This window comes from Nitrospirota bacterium (assembly GCA_016180645.1).
GTDB lineage: Bacteria > JACPQY01 > JACPQY01 > JACPQY01 > JACPQY01 > JACPAV01.
In genome coordinates this window covers 1-17,718 of record JACPAV010000023.1, presented here as the reverse complement: position 1 = coordinate 17,718, position 17,718 = coordinate 1, and the positions used below count along the sequence as shown (strand labels likewise).

Annotated in this window: 17 protein-coding genes; 9 read left to right on the top strand and 8 right to left on the bottom strand. The window is 60.1% G+C overall.

Annotated features, from left to right (window positions below; genetic code table 11):
- On the bottom strand, positions 1-1,242 hold the full coding sequence (locus tag HYT87_14035) for a patatin-like phospholipase family protein (GenBank protein ID MBI2060883.1): 1,242 nt from the start codon (positions 1,240-1,242) through the stop codon (positions 1-3).
- Between the two features lie 60 nt (positions 1,243-1,302).
- Here HYT87_14035 and ispE point away from each other — a divergent pair, with 60 nt between their 5' ends.
- Genes ispE through HYT87_14020 form a run of 3 tightly spaced genes read left to right on the top strand, consistent with a single transcriptional unit; the run spans position 1,303 to position 4,671 of the window.
- The gene (gene ispE / locus HYT87_14030) at positions 1,303-2,166 is read left to right on the top strand and encodes a 4-(cytidine 5'-diphospho)-2-C-methyl-D-erythritol kinase (protein ID MBI2060882.1); all 864 of its coding nucleotides are present in this window, start codon (positions 1,303-1,305) and stop codon (positions 2,164-2,166) included.
- A 51-nt stretch (positions 2,167-2,217) separates the two neighbouring features.
- On the top strand, positions 2,218-4,005 hold the full coding sequence (locus HYT87_14025) for a hypothetical protein (protein MBI2060881.1): 1,788 nt from the start codon (positions 2,218-2,220) through the stop codon (positions 4,003-4,005).
- Positions 4,006-4,020: 15 nt separating this feature from the next.
- Positions 4,021-4,671: a TrkA family potassium uptake protein gene (locus HYT87_14020; GenBank protein ID MBI2060880.1), complete on the top strand. Its 651-nt coding sequence runs from the start codon at positions 4,021-4,023 to the stop codon at positions 4,669-4,671.
- 20 nt (positions 4,672-4,691) lie between these two features.
- On the opposite strand, the gene HYT87_14015 is transcribed toward HYT87_14020, so the two are convergent.
- The 5 genes from HYT87_14015 to HYT87_13995 form a co-directional block, all read right to left on the bottom strand.
- Positions 4,692-6,140 carry a glycosyltransferase family 39 protein gene (locus HYT87_14015; protein ID MBI2060879.1) on the bottom strand — a complete coding sequence of 483 codons (1,449 nt, stop codon included), beginning with the start codon at positions 6,138-6,140 and terminating at the stop codon, positions 4,692-4,694.
- Positions 6,133-7,440 carry an adenylosuccinate synthase gene (locus HYT87_14010; GenBank protein ID MBI2060878.1) on the bottom strand — a complete coding sequence of 436 codons (1,308 nt, stop codon included), beginning with the start codon at positions 7,438-7,440 and terminating at the stop codon, positions 6,133-6,135. Before HYT87_14010 ends, HYT87_14015 begins: the two co-directional genes overlap by 8 nt.
- The gene (locus HYT87_14005) at positions 7,437-8,393 is read right to left on the bottom strand and encodes an ATP phosphoribosyltransferase regulatory subunit (protein ID MBI2060877.1); all 957 of its coding nucleotides are present in this window, start codon (positions 8,391-8,393) and stop codon (positions 7,437-7,439) included. Before HYT87_14005 ends, HYT87_14010 begins: the two co-directional genes overlap by 4 nt.
- Before the next feature lie 102 nt (positions 8,394-8,495).
- Positions 8,496-10,085 (bottom strand): phosphoglycerate dehydrogenase, encoded by a 1,590-nt coding sequence (locus HYT87_14000; protein MBI2060876.1) that lies wholly within the window; start codon positions 10,083-10,085, stop codon positions 8,496-8,498.
- Positions 10,086-10,118: 33 nt separating this feature from the next.
- Positions 10,119-11,255 carry an alanine--glyoxylate aminotransferase family protein gene (locus HYT87_13995; GenBank protein ID MBI2060875.1) on the bottom strand — a complete coding sequence of 379 codons (1,137 nt, stop codon included), beginning with the start codon at positions 11,253-11,255 and terminating at the stop codon, positions 10,119-10,121.
- A 117-nt stretch (positions 11,256-11,372) separates the two neighbouring features.
- Between HYT87_13995 and HYT87_13990 the strand changes: the two genes are divergently transcribed.
- Both HYT87_13990 and HYT87_13985 read left to right on the top strand, forming a co-directional pair.
- Positions 11,373-11,510 (top strand): hypothetical protein, encoded by a 138-nt coding sequence (locus HYT87_13990; GenBank protein MBI2060874.1) that lies wholly within the window; start codon positions 11,373-11,375, stop codon positions 11,508-11,510.
- A gap of 159 nt (positions 11,511-11,669) precedes the next feature.
- Complete coding sequence (locus HYT87_13985) at positions 11,670-12,062, top strand: hypothetical protein (protein MBI2060873.1); 393 nt, start codon at positions 11,670-11,672, stop codon at positions 12,060-12,062.
- Positions 12,063-12,100: 38 nt separating this feature from the next.
- Here HYT87_13985 and HYT87_13980 read toward each other — a convergent pair whose 3' ends face one another.
- Positions 12,101-12,892 carry a hypothetical protein gene (locus tag HYT87_13980; protein MBI2060872.1) on the bottom strand — a complete coding sequence of 264 codons (792 nt, stop codon included), beginning with the start codon at positions 12,890-12,892 and terminating at the stop codon, positions 12,101-12,103.
- Positions 12,883-13,149 carry a hypothetical protein gene (locus HYT87_13975; protein MBI2060871.1) on the bottom strand — a complete coding sequence of 89 codons (267 nt, stop codon included), beginning with the start codon at positions 13,147-13,149 and terminating at the stop codon, positions 12,883-12,885. The genes HYT87_13980 and HYT87_13975 overlap by 10 nt, the downstream gene beginning before the upstream one ends.
- A gap of 199 nt (positions 13,150-13,348) precedes the next feature.
- Here HYT87_13975 and HYT87_13970 point away from each other — a divergent pair, with 199 nt between their 5' ends.
- The 4 genes from HYT87_13970 to HYT87_13955 all read left to right on the top strand — a co-directional run bounded on the left by HYT87_13970 (position 13,349) and on the right by HYT87_13955 (position 17,556).
- Positions 13,349-14,365, top strand: coding sequence for an endonuclease/exonuclease/phosphatase family protein (locus HYT87_13970; GenBank protein ID MBI2060870.1), 1,017 nt, complete (start codon positions 13,349-13,351; stop codon positions 14,363-14,365).
- 45 nt (positions 14,366-14,410) lie between these two features.
- Complete coding sequence (locus HYT87_13965) at positions 14,411-15,946, top strand: DASS family sodium-coupled anion symporter (GenBank protein MBI2060869.1); 1,536 nt, start codon at positions 14,411-14,413, stop codon at positions 15,944-15,946.
- Between the two features lie 70 nt (positions 15,947-16,016).
- Positions 16,017-16,469, top strand: coding sequence for a hypothetical protein (locus HYT87_13960; GenBank protein MBI2060868.1), 453 nt, complete (start codon positions 16,017-16,019; stop codon positions 16,467-16,469).
- A 16-nt stretch (positions 16,470-16,485) separates the two neighbouring features.
- Positions 16,486-17,556 carry a hypothetical protein gene (locus HYT87_13955; GenBank protein ID MBI2060867.1) on the top strand — a complete coding sequence of 357 codons (1,071 nt, stop codon included), beginning with the start codon at positions 16,486-16,488 and terminating at the stop codon, positions 17,554-17,556.
- The last annotated feature ends 162 nt before the right edge of the window (positions 17,557-17,718 follow it).

Here is a 17,718-nt window from a genome sequence, read left to right as displayed (position 1 = left end):
CTACGCCATGAAAAAATCGATGAGTTCGTCCTTCCGCTTCTCTGCGTCCTTCATGCCGAGGTTCATGAGTTCGCGGGCGTAGTCGCCGTCGAAAAGCAGGTAGCTGAGAAGGTCGGCTTCCCGCCGGCCGGTTCCAAGCTTCATCATTCTGCGAAGGGTCCAATCCAGCAGCCCCTTCATCCCCGGCGTGAGCTTGCGTTTGCTGTATTTGGCCGCGATGGAGCCGATGTCGTCGGATGGCCGGATGAGAAGATTCGTCACCCTTTTGAAGGGCGCGCCCCGGACGGGGATCGTGATCTGGTCCATCATTTTGAAGAATTTCTTTCCGAACGATTTCTCGCCGCCTTCAAGCAGGGCATTGAAAAGCTGGAGCCGGGAAATGTCGTAATCAACGTGATCGAGCAGGAACGCGTTCAGGACTTTTCCGAGGAGATAGCCGGGATGGTTTGGAACGTCGGTGATTCTCAGGGGCCGCTCGCGCGTACTCTCCTGTTTGGTGGGCTGGTGATGGAGGCCGATGATCAGCGCCTTGTCCGCCCCGAGCCGGAGAGCGGGGCTCAGCGGCGTGTTCTGCCGAAGGCCGCCGTCGCAGTAGTACCGACCTTCGATGAGCACGGAGGGAAAAAGGAGGGGAATGGCCGCGGAGGCCAAAGCGTGGGAGGGCGTGATGCGCGAGGTCTTGACCTCCATATAAGGGTTCATGCTCCACGCGGGAAGCGGATCGGCCATTTCGACAAAGACGACGGTGTGTCCGGATTGAAGGTCGGTAGCCGACACGCTCAGGGCCGTGAGGACCCCGGATTTCAAATTCCTGCTGATGTTTTTCCAAGGAAGCGTTTTCACCACAACCCGTTCGAGCGGTTTGGTATTGAGAAATCCCCCCATGCGCCTGGGCAAGAGGCCTTTTTGGAGGGTTTCGCGGGCACTCCGCCCTAGATTCCATTTCAGAACGCTCCAAAGTTGGCCGACTCCGAACGAGTAGACCGAATCGAATCGGAAACTGGTCCAGACGTCTTCGAGCCGCTTGCCTTGGCTCTCCGGGTCATCCGCGGTGGCCGCCATGAAACAAGCATGGATGGCCCCCACGCTCGTTCCGGAGATGATGTCGAATCGCGCATGTCCCTGCACGCTGGGTGGAAGCTTCTGACGGATGAATCGGATGATTCCCGCTTCATACGCGCCGCGGGCGCCACCGCCGGATAGAATGAGGGCGGTCTTTTTCTGTTTCGCTTCCTTCTTCAAGGTGGGTGCACATTATACTGAATCGGCAGACCTGCAAACCATTTGTGCTACTATCCCCGGGTGCGAACGTTCAAGGCGGCGGCGCCGGCCAAGCTGAATCTCAGCCTCCTCATTCTTGGAAAGCGGGACGACGGATATCACAACATCTATTCGGTCATGCAGAAGATTGGGCTCGCGGATGAAATCGGGGTGACGGTGACGAACGTGAGGGGCATCCGCATCCTTTGTGATGATCCGGGGGTGCCCGCCGATGAGCGGAATCTTGCCTTTCGCGCGGCGGATGCGCTGTTCAAAGGGCTGGACAGCTCGATGGGCGTGCGCATCACCATTCGCAAGAAAGTGCCCGTGGCGGCGGGACTGGGCGGCGGTAGCAGCGATGCCGCTCAGACGCTCCTCCTGCTCAACCGCGCCCTTGCGCTCGGACTGACGGACAAAGACTTGATGGAAGTCGCGGGGACATTGGGCTCGGACGTTCCCTTCTTCATCTCCCCCCATGGCACGGCCCTCGCCACCGGGCGGGGAGACATTCTCCAACCGATCGAATCGGCCGATGCCTTCCGCTACCTCATCGTTTTTCCGGGTTTCGGAATTTCCACGCGCGATATCTACGAGTCTTGGAATCAGGCGGGGCGTCGTCCCTCCAGACCTCGATCGACCTTCACGGCCCTTTCGGCGTCACTCTCCGATGGAACGTTCTGGCGCCGGTTTGCCCGCAATGATCTTGAGCCGGTGGCCGTGGCACTCCATCCGGAAGTCCGTGAGCTGAAACGTGTTCTCACGGAGACGGGAGCCGTCTATGCCGCGATGAGCGGGAGCGGGCCGACCGTCTTCGGCGTCTTTGAAACGGCGAAGGATTGCCGGAGGGCCCTCCAGCGGACCAAGGAATCGGGATCCTGCTCCGCGTGGATGGTCGGCGGTGCTTGATTTCATGGCCTTCCGATCACCGTCCTTGAAACGCAGTGGAAAGGGAGGCGCATGACGGAAGACCGCGTTCCTTCGTTCCTCTCGCTGGGCCACTTCGTTCGATGGGGAATCCCGATCGGTCTCGCGGCCGGAGCCGCCGTCGATTTCCTTGTGGGCGGCACGATTTCAGCCCTCCTGGGGACTCCGGTGGCGGCGTCCATCACCATTTCTTTCACGATGGATCAGATTCGGTTCATCCGGCTGGAGGGAGTCAAGCACTTCAAGCTGCATTGGCTCAGGAGCCTGATGACGGTGCTGGTCCTTGTGCTGGTCGAGGAACGCGTGCGCGAGCTTTTCCTGGTGGAGTCCTTCGAGACGATACGCGCCCCCGGGTATCACGTTGCCTTCTATCTTTTGAGTTTGGGCATTTACGCCAGCCGGCTGAGGAAATTCTCCGAATGGCGGGCAGCGTTGGAACTCCGGCCGGCCCAGACGGCCGTCACGGGCTTCGCCACGTTGATCCTGGTGGGCGCGGTCCTCCTATCCCTTCCGGTCATGACCGAGTCCGACCGCGGAATCTCATTCATCGATGCCCTTTTCATGTCCACCTCGGCGGTCTGCGTCACCGGATTGGTGACGGTGGACCCCGGCATGACGTTCAGCCTCCCCGGAGAGATCGTGCTCATGATTCTCATTCAAGTGGGCGGACTCGGCATCGTCACGCTCGGCGCTCTACTGCCTTTCCTGGCCGCGCGGCGGATGCAGCTACGCCATGAGCTCGCGCTGAAAGAAACTCTGGACCTTCCCGGCATCGGATCTCTCGGGGGCGTGTTGAAGTCGATTGTCATCGTAACATTCTGTGTAGAGGCGCTCGGGGCTTTGGGCCTGTACGCCGCCTGGCGGGGGTCGCTCGGCGACGCGCGCGGACTCTACCTCGCCGTCTTCCACTCCATCTCGGCTTTCAACAACGCCGGATTCGCCCTCTTCCCGGACAGTCTCATGTCGTTTGTCGGCAGCCCGGTCGTCAATCTTGTTGTTCCCGGTCTCATCATCGTCGGGGGTCTGGGTTTCCCCGTGTGGCTCGGTGTGGCGCATTGGATCGGCTGGCCCCCGCGCCTTCCCCCTTGGCTTCGCTTCGGGGGCGGCGAGCGGAATTCACGTGGGTTCTGGGCGCCGCGAGGCCCAAGGCCGGTAACCTCCCTCCATCTGCGGCTTGTGCTGTGGACGAGTGCCGTGCTCATCGCGCTCGGCATGGTCCTTTTCCTGGGGTTGGAGTGGAATCATTCACTCGCCCCATTGTCGTTCGGGCAGAAATTGTGGGCCTCCTGGTTCCAATCGGTCACGCCGCGCACGGCCGGATTCAACACCGTCGATTTTTCCCAGATCTCCTCCGCGGCGGCACTCCTGGTGATGCTTTTCATGTTCGTCGGAGGATCGCCCGGTGGTACCGCCGGAGGGATCAAGACGACCACGGCGGCCGTGATGTGGATGACCTTCAGCACGACCATGTTCCAGCGACGCTCGGCCGTCGCGTTCCGCCGGACCGTCAGTCCCGAGGTCATCGCAAAGGCCACGGCACTCGTCTTCGCCAGTTTCGGCATCGTCATCGTACTGGGCGGCCTGGTCATGATGGTCGAATCGCACCCGTTCAATGCCGTTCTGTTTGAGATCGTTTCGGCGTTCGGAACGGTCGGCCTTTCGCTGGGCATTACCCCTTTGCTGACGCCCCTTGGGAAGATCCTCATCGCGGTGATGATGTTCGTCGGTCGATTGGGCCCCCTGACGCTTGCGTTCGCCCTGGCCAAGCCCAAGGAGCGGGGAAGTATTGAATATCCCGAGGGAAGGCTTATCATCGGCTGATCCCAAGGGACGTAAATGAGAACCATCGTGATCGGACTGGGACGTTTCGGCCTGCCGCTGGCCAAAACCCTCGCCAAGCGCGGCTGGGAGGTCATTGGGATCGACTCCTCGGCGTCCGCCGTCGATCGCGCGAAGGACGTGCTGCCGTTTTGCGCCAGGGTGGACGCGATGGACGAGCCTTCCTTGCGAGAAGTTATTGGGAAGGGCGTCGAACTGGGCGTGGTGGCCATTGGAGATGACTTCCAGTCCGCCGTACTGGCGGTCACGCTCCTGAAGGATATGGGAGTTCAGCAGATCATTGCCCGCGCCAATTCGGAGCGCGAGGCCCACGTGTTGAAGATGATCGGAGCCTCACGCGCCGTCCAAATCGAGGCGGAGATGGGAGAGCGGCTGGGGAAGGGTATTCTTTCCCAAGGCATTGTCGATTTTCTCCCGCTGCAAGACGAAGCGGCGTTGGTGGAGTGGAAGGCGCCGGAGAACTATTGGGGGCATACCCTCCGTGAGATGGACCTGCGGAAATTGCACGGCATCAATGTGGTGGCCATCTGGTCGAGCGATCTCAAGCGGTGGGACTTCAGCCCGGACCCGGAAGACCGCATCCACAAGGGCGATGTCCTCATGCTGATTGGACCGGAGGACAAAGTCGAAAAACTGACCGGCGCGTAGGGGCGAGGCATGCCTCGCCCCTACCGGGAGAACTCGTACAGGACCAACTTCTCCTCCCGGAAAGCCCACTCGGGCACCCAGCGCCGCTTCTCATTCCACCAAGGATCGCGCAGGAGAGCTTCCTGGCGTTTTGGCGGTCCGTAGGTTCGCTCCATCTCAAGTCGAAGCTCTTCGAATGCCTTCACCGAATCCGGCCTGTAGGAGCTGAAGCTCTCCATCAGCCAGACGGATCCCGCTCCGAGCGGGCGAGCCTCAGCGATATCATCGAGCCAGACCAACCTCGCGCGGGCGGGTCGAAGCTTGTTGTAATGCGTGAGGACCTCCGAGCGGTGGATCACGGTGTCGTTTTCGCTTGTGCTTCCCGCGATTCGCGCGTGAACCGCGCGCCAGGGCTCGAGCATGCCAATTTTCAAATATTCCCGGCCCGACTGGAAATGGAGGATCGAGAGTGACCAGGCGGGGAAGAGAAGCGCGAGGCAAAGCACCCACCGGGAGCGGACGGCGCTCATCGTTCGGAACCCGGCGGCGAGCATGATCAGAAAAGGGACGACGAACGGGTAGGCGCGGTACGGGGCGAGAGAGCGGGTTGCCAGACCCGCGACGAGCATCAGTCCGATTTGGGAGATCCAGAGGAACGAGAGCCTCCGATCGGATTTCGCCACCCCCGCGGTCACGAGCCAGAGAACGGCAAGCCAGAAGAGTGAAACGGGAAGGGTGTGGGATGGGAGGAGCGTCTCTCCAAGACCGAATGAATAGAAGACATAGGCCATGGTTTTCAGTCCGCCCAGCGCTTCGGGCAGGTTGAGGATGGATCGCAAATGGCCGAATTGGCGGAGCACGGTAGGAATCCATGGTGCGAACAGGAGCACCGCGACAAGTTGGGCCGCCAATGCCCGGCGGGCGAGGTTTCGCTTGAAAAGGAGGACGTAAGAGGCGTGGCTCAGAAGCAACGCGACGGCGTAGTAGTTGGTGTAGAGCGCGAGGAGTAGCGAGACCCCATACAGGAGGGCGTATCGCCGGCCGCGATCCAGCTTCAGAAGCGCTCCATTTGCCATCAGGAGCCACGCCATCATCATCGGGTACCAACCGGCGGCACGGCCCCAGAGGAGAACGAACGGAGAGGTGGAATAGAGCAGCACAGCCGCGCGAGCGGTCCCAACGTCGTAGACGGATTTCGCCACTCCATAAACGAGCGGAATGCATGCGAGTGAGAAGAGCAGGCTGAGGGACCGCAAACCCAATTCCGTCTCGCCGAAGGCTCTCATCCAGTAGTGCTGCACGATCCCGAATAACGGGGGCCTCACGAGATGCCCGCGGACCATGTAGGATACGAATTCCAGCGGCGATTTTTCGTACTGGGTCAGTTCCATGACCTCGTCGTGGTAGAAGCTGAGGTTCAGGGTTTGCGGAAGGATCAGGGCGAGAAAGAGAAGGGAAGCGAGGAGAAGGAAGCCGCCGCGCTTAGGCAAAGGGATTCTGGAGAATAATGGTGTCGTCCCGTTCCGGACCGATCGATACGATCGACACGACCGCCTCGCATATGTCCTCGATGCGCTTCAGATAGTCCCTCATCGTGGGTGGGAGATCGGCGTGCGACCGCAGGCGATCCAGTTTGTCCACATTCCAACCGCGCAGGGTTTGATAGACCGGCTTGCACTGCTGAAGAATTCGAGTCTCAAACGGGAATTCGGTCAGCGTGGAATTCTTCCAGCGATAGGCCGTGCAGATTTGGATCTCGTCGAAGGCGTTCAGTACATCGAGTTTGGTGATGGCCAGCCCCGTGAAGCCGTTCAGCCGGGATGCATATCGGAGTGCCACCGCGTCCAGCCAACCGCACCGGCGGGGCCGCCCCGTGGTTGCCCCGAACTCGGTCCCCTTTTCCCGCAGTTTCTTTCCGATCGAATCTTTCAATTCGGTGGGGAAGGGTCCGCTCCCCACGCGAGTGGTGTAGGCCTTCGTGATGCCCAGCACCGATCGAATGCTTCTCGGCCCGATGCCGGATCCGGAGCAGGCGGCCCCGGCGATCGTGTTGGAAGACGTGACGAAGGGATACGTGCCGTGATCCACGTCGAGGAGCGTTCCCTGGGCTCCCTCAAAAAGTACTTTCCTTCCCGATTTGATCGCTTCATGGAGGAGGAGCGACGTATCGGCCATGTAGGGACGGAGTTTCCGGGCGTAAGGCTCCAGCATTTTCGCGAGGGCCGAGGGTTTGAGCTTCGCCTTCTTGAGGTAGTCGCGGAAGAAATGGTTCTTGTATCCAAGATTCTCGCCGAGCTTCGCCTTGAGCTGGGGGGGACTGATGAATTCGCAGAATTGCACGCCCACGCGCTCGACTTTGTCCTCGTAGGCAGGGCCGATTCCCCGGCCCGTCGTCCCGATCTTTCCGTTGGCGAGAAATTCCTCGCGATACTCTTCGCGGCCCACGTCGATCAGACGGTGGTAGGGGAGGATGAGATGGGCCCGGGCGGAGATTCTCAGTTCGGCGTCATTCTTGAGGTAGCCGTTGGCCTTGATACGGTCGATTTCTTCTGAGAGGACGATGGGATCGATGACCACGCCGTTTCCGATGATGCACGTGGTGCCCGGATGGAGCACGCCCGACGGGAGGAGATGGAGGACGAATTTTTGTGTACCCAGCACCACGGTGTGGCCGGCGTTGTTTCCGCCCTGAAAACGGGCGACAAAATCGGCCTCTCCCGAGAGCAGGTCAACAATCTTTCCCTTCCCCTCATCGCCCCACTGGGCGCCGACGACGACCACCGTACTCATCGTGATCCCGTGAGCCCGTGAACTCGTGAGCCCGAAGGGACCAGCTTGGAAAGCGTGGAGAGGTCCACGGCAAACCCGGTCGCGGGCAAATCTCTGCCGAACTTCTTGAGCAGGCCGTCGTAACGGCCGCCCGTGGCCACCGGATCCGTCGTGTCGGGATGAAAGACTTGGAAGAAAAGACCGGTGTAGTAGTGCAGGTCCCGGACTTCGCCGAGGTCCACGTGAACTTGAAACCCTTTTCGATCGCGGAGAATGGCGCGCAGGCTTTGCCGGAGTCCGGTCAGCGCGGCGCGGGCCCGACGGTCCCGGACGCTTCGCGCGAGCCGCGCCAGAACGGCGGGAGATCCTTCGAGGACCGGCCGGGTTCCTCCCGGTCCGGCGGCGAGGCCGCCCAGATGCAGAGCCGGCCATTCTTTCTTTCGGAGAGATCGCGCCGAGGCGCCGCGCGCCACGGAGTGGAGAAACCTTACGTCTCCCACCTGCACGACGAATCCCTTCAAGCCGGAATGGCGGAGCACCGAGACGCAAAGCTCGATAATTTCACGATCGCCCTCCACACCCCCGCGCCCGATCAGCTCGGCGCCGAGTTGGAGTTCCTCGCGCTTTTTGGTGCTTTTTCTCAAGTCGAATTTCAACACCGGCCCGCAATAGCTGAACCGGAGCGGCGGCTTGCTCCCATCCGCCAGGGAGGCGGCCAGTCTCGCAATCGGCGGGGTGAAATCGGTCCGGAGCGCCATGATCTTTCCCGTTTCCCACTCGATGAGCTTGAGCGTTCTTTCGTCGAGTGCGGGTTCTCCGGAAGCGGAAAAGGTTTCTAGGTATTCCAGTAGCGGCGTACGGACCAGCCGATACCCACGTCGGGCCAAGTGAGGAACCAGCCGGGAGGCCAGGAAGAACGAGGGTTCCGCTTCGTCGGGAAGCGCGTCCCGGAGGCCCTTCGGCGGGGTCAGCATGTCTGAAAGCGATCAGCCGTCAGCATTCGGCTCTCAGCCCACGGTCCAAGAGTGATGAGGATGTTTCAGTAGCTGACCGCGGATTGCTGAATGCTGACCGCTTCATAGTTGCACCTGAAGGGCTGAGCGGATGTTCGGAAGCTTCGCGAGCTCGTCGAGCAGCGCGGGCGGGACTTTCGAATCGATGTTGTAAAGCGCGATGGCCCGTCCCCCGGAGCTCAACCGGCCATTCGCCATCCCGGCGATGTTCACACCGTTCCGGCCGAGCGTGGTGCCGACGTTCCCGATGACGCCCGGCTTGTCGTCATTCTCGAAAATCAGAATCGTTCCCTCGGGTACGGCCTCCAGGATGAAATCATTGATGCGCACGAGCCGGGGCTCCTTCTGCCCGAAAAGAGTGCCGGCCACGCTGAGGCGGTTCCGCCCATCGCCCACGGTGATCGTCAGGAGGCTGACAAAATCTTTGGCGGCTTTCGATTTCGATTCTTCCACGCGGATTCCTCGCTCGCGGGCGATAACGGGGGCATTCACAAAGGTGACGCGGTCGGTCAGAAGGGGAGTAAAAAACCCCTTGAGGGCCGAAAGGGTGATGGGCTCGGTTTCATATTCCGCAACGTGTCCGGAGTATTCCATCCGGATCTCCTCCACCTTGCCCCGAAACATTTGCGACTGGAGCAGGCCGATTTTTTCCGCCAGGTTCATGTAGGGCCGGAGGAGATCGAGCGTTTCCGGGGAGACCGCGGGGAAGTTCACCGCCCCGCGGGCCACGCCGTTCGCGAAGAACTCGATAATTTGCTGCGCCACGGCCACGGCCACGTTCACCTGCGCCTCCTTCGTGGCGGCGCCGAGATGCGGCGTGGTGATGACGTTGTCTAGGCCGAGCAACGGATGGTCGGCCGGCAGCGGCTCCTTGTGGAACACGTCGAGAGCGGCGCCGGCGACGCGCCCGGATTTCAGCGCGCGAATCAACGCGTCCTCATCCATAAGTTCGCCCCTCGCGCAATTGACGAGCAGGACGCCCGTTTTCATTTTCTCAAACACCGCGTCGTTCAGAAATTTGGTGGTTTCGGTCGTTAGGGGCGTGTGAACGGTGAGGATGTCCGCCCGGCGAAGCACGTCGTCCAGCGATCCGATCTCAACGCCCATCTTGCGTCCGGCTTCGGCGGTGACGTACGGGTCGGTGGCGATCACGTTCATCTTGAAGGCGAGCGCGCGCTCGGCCACCACGCGTCCGATTTTTCCGAGACCGACCACGCCCAAGGTCTTCCCGAACAGTTCGGTTCCCATGAGCTCGCCCTTGGCCCACTTGCCCTTGTGGAGAAGCATATGGGCTTGCGGAATCTTGCGCGCGAGGGACATGATCATGGCAAAGGTGTGTTCCGCGGTAGTGATCGTGTTCCCGCCCGGCGTGTTCATGACGATGATCCCTTTTTTCGTGGCCGCTTCAACGTCGATGTTGTCCACGCCCGTCCCGGCCCGGCCGATCACTTTCAGATTGTCCGCCGCCTCGATAATCGGCTTGGTCACTTTGGTTCCGCTTCGCACTACGAGGGCGTCGTAGGACTTGATCAGGCCAATGAGTTCTTTCTCGGGAAGACCCGGCTTCACGTCCACCTTCAGGTTGGAAGCGGAACGAAGGAGTCGCAACCCCTCCTCCGAAAGCGTATCGGACAGCAGAACTGAAACGGCCATATTCTCTGACCCCTGCTCTCTGGTCCCCGGCCCCTATTGGGCCAGCATTTCCTGCATCTTCTTCACGCCCGCGCCGATGGAAAATTCGTGTCCAAGATCCCGCAACGTCATTTCGACCGCGGACATGACCATCACCATGTCAAACGGATTGTAGTACCCCAGGTGAGCGATGCGGAAGATCTTGCCTTTCAACTGGGACTGACCGCCCGCGATCGTGATGCCGTACTTCTCGCGGATGTGCTTGGGGATTTTTTCACCATCCACGCCCACGGGCACTTTCACGGCGGTGCAGGCGTTCGATGGCGTTTGGGCGAAAAGCTCCAAGCCGATCGCCTTCATCGCTTCGCGGGTGGCGCGGGCGAGCTTGTCGTGCCGGGCGAAGACATTTTCCAGTCCCTCTTCTTTGATCATCTTCAGAGCTTTGCGCAGGGCGACGATCAGTGTGATCGCCGGCGTGAATCCGGTTTCGTTCTTCTTCTGAGATTCCAGCTCCTTCGACAGATTGAAATAGAATTTCGGCAGATTGGACGTCTTGGCTCTTGCCCACGCTTTTTCGCTGAGCGCTGCAAATCCCAAACCTGGCGGCAGCATGAAGGCCTTCTGCGAGCCGGAAACCAGCACGTCGATCCCCCACTGATCCATGGGGACGGGGAAGACGCCGACCGCGGTAATGCCATCGACCACCAAGAGCGTGTCGGGCATTGATCTTGTGATTTCGGCGATCTCCTTCACGGGGTGCATCACGCCGGTAGATGTCTCGCTGGCTTGGACGAAAACGGCTTTGACGTCTTTCCCGTTCTGGACCGCTTTGCGAACAACGGCAGGGTCCACCGCTTTGCCCCATTCCACGTGGAGGACTTCCGCCTGAACGCCGTAGGCCTTGCAGACGTCCGCCCATCGTTCGCCGAACTTTCCACCCTCAACCACGACGGCCTTGTCGCCTTTGGACAGGATGTTGGTCACCGCGCCTTCCATCGCGCCCGAGCCGCTCGACGTGAGTACCAGCACGTCCTGTTTCGTCTGGAAAACCGTTTTCAGATCCTCGCGAACTTCCTGAAGGATGGCCTTGAACTTGGGTCCGCGGTGATAGGTGATCGGCTGGGCCATCTCGAGAAGAATTTCCTCCGGTAGCTGCGTTGGCCCGGGTGCGAATAGATATTGTCTGGCCATGGCGGGCGGCATTTTAGGCACAACCCCCGTGGAATGACAAACACCTCTGCTTGCGGCCTGGATTAAATGACCGGGCCATCCCCGCATTCCCCTTTTCGCGAAGGGGGGTAAGGGAAGATTCGAAACAGGTTCCAGGGTCAATTCCCTCCCGGGGAAAGTACGTGGGCGGCCGTGAACGGCAAGATCTACGCCATCGGCGGAAGTAACCCAAGCAATCTAACGACGAACGAAGTCTACGCCCCGCCTCTGCCTTGAGGGCATGGCCGGGCGGGCTGCCTACTCCGCCGAAGCGGCTGCGATGGCTGGATGCCGACCCGTTCTTGAGGGGTGAAACCACCGTCCATGTCGCCGCCAGTTCCGTAGCGGATCGCGCCCCGCCTTTACATCCCACGCTCACCGGCGTACCCTTTTCCTGTGAGCAAGCCGATTCGGGATACGGAGATTGAGACGTGGGACGGACGTCGAGCGCAGGTCCGGGCCGTTGTGGATTCAGGCTGCTATCCGACCATCGTGCGACAGGATCGGCTCCCGGAAGGAACGCAAGTGATCGGAGGCGTAACCCGGGAAATGCGCACCGCCGCGGAAGGGGGAAAACTTCGCATCGTGGGCGTCACCTTCCTTGTCATGAAGCTGGAGGGTCGGATCATAGAAGATGAAGCTCTGATATCGCCCGACTTGGCCCAAGATTTGTTGATCGGGGCCAAGACCATGCAAGCGTGGGATATCCGTATCTTGAACAACAACGGGAGTACGACGGTCAGGATCGGACGCGACACGCGCGACCCTGAAATCACCGAAGTGGATTAAGTACTATTGAGGTTCGGCCTCGATAGGTCAGCAGTCGGCTACTCCGAGACCATCCGAGGAATGATCCCGCCGGGACGTCCGTAGTGCGGGACGAAGCTGCCGGGGACAGCGCGATCCGGGTTCACGAAGCGACTTTGTTCGGATGAGTAGTACAGGCACCCGATTTCATCAGGTGGACGCCTCCCCACGAACGATTCCGCGCCTTCCAGCGCCTCCAACCAGGCGGTCTTGATTTCATGCACATCGAGAGACACGGTCAGGTGGAGGCGTGCCAGATCTTCCGGCCTGATGCTCCCGCGCCGTTTGAGCAGCTCTATGATGAGTCGGGGAGACAGCCCGGGGTCCTTGCCGGAGGCCGCCCATACCAATGGACCGAGCTCCAGGATATCCCGATGGCACTGCAAGGCGTCCAGGATGTCGCGGGGTTCATCGCGGCCGGCGACGGTGAGGACCTTGTTGGTGGCCAGGTCGATCGGGTGTAACTGGTAACCGAAGGCGTCGCTCCGGATGACCGGCATGAATCGCCAACTGGATTCGTGTGCCCATTCCACCTTGGTCGCTTCACGGCCCCGACGGATGACCGCGCGGACATACCCGGGCAATACGATGTCGGGATGGACGGAGTGCCCGTCTGCGTCTAACGTCCGGCGATCGGCTTCGAAGGCCGTGGCCACGCGCGTCGGGGAATCATGGAAATAATCGAGGTCCTGGCTGAAACGTTGCGAATGGGGTTGGGAGAGCAGGGCGGCGCCTCCGGCCAGATAACTGTCCTCGCTTCGATTGGCCGCAAGCAACCGGCCCAACGCCGCCTGATAGTCGGTTAACGGCACAGTCGGCTCCCGATTTCCCAGGCGCGTCGACCGCCGTGCTTCATCAACTGCGCGGCCACCCAAGGCACGTCTTGCGCCGTGATGTTGAAGTTCGGATCGTACGACCAGAAACACTGGGCAAAAAACAATCGATATGCCCGTCGGGCGTCGCGGATCTTGACCATCATTCGGGCCGTCTCGACGCTAAGAGTGCGCCGACTGACACTTCCCCCACGCCGTCCAATCATCGCCAAGTACTTCCTTACGGATGCGTCCATGGAATATATCATAAGCTGGTTATGATAGGAATTCAAGTGCGGAAACCGAGACTATATCTCGATCCGATTGGGGGCTAGCATCGAAATTATGGCCGAATATCATTTTTGATACCGGTTCTCCCGCTCGCGCCTTATTTCACATGTAAATTCAAGGGGGAACGCCATGGGACGCTGGCACGGGCGCCGCTCTAGGAAGGACATGATCAACCTAGGCTTCGGTCGGCTTGGCAAAGCGGCTTTATGTGCGTTCGTGTTTGCCTTCCTCACCTCCGAGGAAAGTGGAAGCTGCGGGGGTGGGGGCGGTGGTGGAGGCGGAGGCACACCCTTTCAACCACCCCCCATTTGGAACGGCTCCGGCGGTTGGCAGGCGAATGCAGACGGCACGTTGCCAGCCGGCAAGTGCTTCGGCGATCTGTCCGCGGGCGCGGAATTCTGCAAGGTCGAGTCCGGCAACTATAGCGATGCGAATGTCAGCACCTATCAACCGAACAGCGTTCGTTTGATCTCCTGGAACGTGGCCCACGGCGAAAAACTGGATGACATGATCTCGAAGTTCCAGACCGAATCGAACCTCAAAAACGCCTCGATCATCAACGTGCAGGAGATCTACACCGAGTCCGAAGCCACGGGGAATCGAAATGCACCGCGCGAGCTGGCGAAGGCCCTCCGTATGAACTACTACTTCTGCCGCGAGTTCAGCTATGCGCCCGGTTACAGCGGCAACGCCGTCCTGAGCAAGTTCCCGCTTCACAACCCGCAGGTCGTTCGCCACATCTACAAGCGCGAACTGGACTCAAATCCGCCCCTCGGCACCCGCTGCGCGATGATGGTCGATGTCTCGATCAGCGGCCGCCTCGTCCGCTCGGTATCCGCGCACCTCGAGGTTAAGACGATGGCGGGAACGCGAAAGGAGCAGGGACAGGAGATCATCGCGGCGATCCCCAACCCGGACTTTACCAAGATGCATCTCGTATCCGGCGACTTCAACACCGCGGGCGGCGAGCTGGAACCCGTCGTGGGCGCGTTCAAGGACGCCGGCTTCACGAACGTCGAAGGCTCCGGGATCACGCAGACGATTTTCCACCTCGACTACATCTTCGTCCGCGGCTTTCCTTCCGGTACAAAGGGCGGCATCCTCAGTGGCTACGGCATCAGCGACCACAAGGCCGAGTTCGTCGACTTCGACGCCTCCTCGTTCTACAACATTCTAGGATAGCTCTCAGCAGTCAGTTTTCAGCGGTCAGCGAGGATTTCCTGATCCATCCCGATCCTTCGCTTTGCTCGTAACGACGCGCTAGGATGTCTTTCTGAGCGAGCGGAGCGAGTGAAGAATCTCAGATTTCTCCAAACCCCGTGGCAGCGTGCGGGCCTTGGTCTCGGCGTTCTCGCCTTCTCGGCCTTCGCTTTCCTGCCCTCCGGCCTCCACCGGATTGAAGGATTTGGCTCAAGGCCCGCCTACGCAGCGGCCGTGGCCGCGCTCATGGCCGTCTGGTGGTTCACCGAAGCCTTGCCGATGGCGTGGACGGCGGCGGTGCCGCTTGTTCTCTTCCCCACCCTCGGCGTATTTGGCGGCGGCCTCGTTCACAACGTCGCCCAATCCTCTTCGCCCTACTTCGACGCCTACATCTTTCTATTCCTCGGAGGGATGATGATCGGTGCCGCCATGGAACAGTGGAATCTCCATCGTCGAATCGCCCTCCACATCATGAGGGTCATCGGCACGGACCCCAAGCGGCTGCTCCTGGGCGTGCTTGTGGCGACCGCCATTGTTTCTCTCTGGATCTCGAATACGGCCACGGCCGTCATGATGATGCCGATCGGGATGGCGCTGATTGCCCAACTGGAAACCGAGTCGGGAGGACGGAGGCTCCACCACTTCGGAAGCGCCATCATGCTCGCGGTAGCCTACGCGGCAAACGTCGGCGGAATCGGCACAAAAATCGGCACCGGCACGAATTCGATTTTCTGCGGTTTCCTCGCCGACAAGCTCGGCGTGGAAATCAGTTTCGCAAAGTACATGGCGGTTGGCGTCCCGTTCGTGGTGTTGTTCCTCCCAGTAGTCTGGCTGGTGCTTTGGCGCACGGGCCGGAAAGATAGGATCCCTGAAGGGCAAGGGGGCTCCGTCTTGCAGCGAGAGATCGTGGCCTTGGGTCCGATGAAGCGCGAAGAGAAGCGCATCGCGCTGGTTTTTGGGCTCGCCGCCGTCCTGTGGATCGCAGGAAGTCCGTTGCGCCAAACCATCGCCCCTTTTGTCCCGGAGTTCTGGACGGGTTTCAAGTTTCAGGGCAAACATTACGAGTCGTGGGTGGCAATGTCGGCCGGCCTCTCGCTCGTGGGGATGCGACTCGTGTCCTTTCGATCGATCCGACGTCTTCCCTGGGGAACGCTCGTTCTCCTCGGCGGCAGCTTTGCGATGGCCTCGGGAATCGAGGAGAGCGGACTCTCTGCGTGGCTGGCCGGGCAATTGCGGGCGCTCGCGGAGTTTCCGTTGATCTGGCAAATCGGCCTGACAAGTGTGGCGACGGTCCTTCTCTCCGCCGTCGCCTCGAATACGGCGACAGTAAACGTGATGTTAAACGTCCTCCCCCGTTCGCTCCCCGTCCTCTCGGCCTCCGCCATCGCCGCCTCTTGCGATTTCATGCTCCCCGCCGGCACGCCGCCGAACGCCATTGTCTTTGGCTCCGGCTACATCCGACTCCCCGTCATGATGCGCACGGGCTTCCTCCTCGACCTCGCCGCCGCCGTGCTGGTGACGCTCTACGTCTTCCTCTACGTCGGCCCGATCCTGTTTCATTGAACCCCCCAACGGTCTTTGCCTCCCCTCGGGGACTTTGACACCTTGCTCGGACCGGTGCTAGATTCGTGATATGGGAGCGGTTCTAGTGAGGCTGATTCTCGGGCAAGTCGAGCGGCGAAACGGGGATCTGGAGTTCAGCAAGAGAACGGAAGTCGAGGCACAAGTGGACACGGGGGCGACGTTCTCCTGCCTTCCGTCGAAAACCCTGTCGATTTGCGATGTTGTTCCGGAGAGAGCCGTCGCACTGAAGCTCGCGGACGGGCGCGAGGTGGAAAGGAAACTCGGCCATATCTGGATGGTGGTCGAAGGAGTGAGAGTCCACACTCCCGTTCTTTTCGGCGAGCCGGGTGATCCAAGCCTTCTTGGGCTTCTCGCGCTTGAGGAGGCCAACCTCATGGTCGATCCTGCCCGCCCGCAGGATGTGGAAGCGGTGCCGGAAGCGACCAGGAAGGTCGCCCCGGCCTCCCGCCGCCTCATCCGCGGCACGGCGTACACTCACTACTCTTCAACATCGGGGCTTTGACTCAAAGTAGTCAAGGATGCTACGGGGACCAGCCGATTATCCTACGCTGATTCTCCACCATTGGGCGCTGCTCCTATTCAGCATTGCGTTGTGCAGTCAGGTTGCTTCTTGTGCCTATTTCAACGTTGACGACACTTTCAACAGGAAGGTGCAGATCAGGCTCAAGACAGTCTACCTCCATGACCAGAGATTCCCCTCCCTTCCCGAAGAACAACTCCGGTTGGTATTCACACATGCCCTCCTTGCGATGAGAGATGAGTTTCAAAGCACGAATATCAGCTTCTCCGACATGAACACGATGCCCATCGAAGACTACTTTCAAGAAATAACCGGCGACAGGCACAATCCGTTCATGTCGCTGGAGCTTTTCGGGGGAGCGCCTGACACCCAACTGTCGAGTCAGCAGCGGCATACGCTTGAGCTGTACCCGGTTGACGAGCTCAAGGCAGCGGTCCCGGAGGGCATGAATGTGACATTTCGCGACTACCAGACCTATTACAGTTGGCTGCTGGGCAAGTGGGTGGAGAAACGGGACAGATTCCGGTCCCTACTCGTGGACGGTCAACCCATCGTTCGGAGAGACACCGTTGCATACCAAACGCACACGGGATGGAGGTTCATGTTCAGTCTTCAACGTGACTATGACGTGTTTATTACGAATGTGCCGGTGTTCTTCGATTCTCTGGACATTCCGGTCCCGCACGGTGTGTTGATACCGAGGCTTGCACAGTCTGGGTTTGCCAATGAGAGTCCCGGCGCCCCTAGCGGGGCAGGAGTGGCGCTCATGATCTCGACCATATCCTTCCTGAATTTTCCCGGCTTGGCATACGATGACGTCTCACCTAGCGCTGTGCCTCAGGCACTGGGGATCTATTACCTAGCTCATGAACTTGGCCACATGCTCTTTCTCCTCCCCGAACATTATGATCACCCCGATCACTGCCTGATGAACACTCCTCCGGTCAACTGGGACCGCGAAAAGGCAGTCAAAACGTTCTTGAGCCACAAGGGTCCATGCCCAAAATGCCGGGCGGGATTGACGAAGGGCAAGCGATGGTGGCTACGCTTGCGGGACTACTGGTTCTAGGTCGTAGCGCCATTGCAACTGCTGCAACCCGGCGCTACCCTGAACGGATGAAGAAGGGCAGAATGAAGTTACCCCCGTTTTTTGGACAGGTGGTTAAGCCAAGATTTTGGCAGAATCGAGGTTCAAGAAACGGAAGGAGAGATCATGGGACAGAAGCGGAAA

What these genes read in the sequence shown, in the direction of transcription:
- HYT87_14005 (MBI2060877.1), bottom strand. Translation starts at nt 8,393, where the DNA reads ATGCTGACCCCGCCGAAGGGCCTCCGGGACGCGCTTCCCGACGAAGCG.
- HYT87_13960 (MBI2060868.1), top strand. Translation starts at nt 16,017, where the DNA reads ATGGGAGCGGTTCTAGTGAGGCTGATTCTCGGGCAAGTCGAGCGGCGA.
- HYT87_14020 (MBI2060880.1), top strand. Translation starts at nt 4,021, where the DNA reads ATGAGAACCATCGTGATCGGACTGGGACGTTTCGGCCTGCCGCTGGCC.
- HYT87_13955 (MBI2060867.1), top strand. Translation starts at nt 16,486, where the DNA reads ATGCTACGGGGACCAGCCGATTATCCTACGCTGATTCTCCACCATTGG.
- HYT87_14025 (MBI2060881.1), top strand. Translation starts at nt 2,218, where the DNA reads ATGACGGAAGACCGCGTTCCTTCGTTCCTCTCGCTGGGCCACTTCGTT.
- HYT87_14000 (MBI2060876.1), bottom strand. Translation starts at nt 10,085, where the DNA reads ATGGCCGTTTCAGTTCTGCTGTCCGATACGCTTTCGGAGGAGGGGTTG.
- HYT87_14010 (MBI2060878.1), bottom strand. Translation starts at nt 7,440, where the DNA reads ATGAGTACGGTGGTCGTCGTCGGCGCCCAGTGGGGCGATGAGGGGAAG.
- HYT87_13975 (MBI2060871.1), bottom strand. Translation starts at nt 13,149, where the DNA reads ATGGACGCATCCGTAAGGAAGTACTTGGCGATGATTGGACGGCGTGGG.
- HYT87_13995 (MBI2060875.1), bottom strand. Translation starts at nt 11,255, where the DNA reads ATGGCCAGACAATATCTATTCGCACCCGGGCCAACGCAGCTACCGGAG.
- HYT87_13970 (MBI2060870.1), top strand. Translation starts at nt 13,349, where the DNA reads ATGATCAACCTAGGCTTCGGTCGGCTTGGCAAAGCGGCTTTATGTGCG.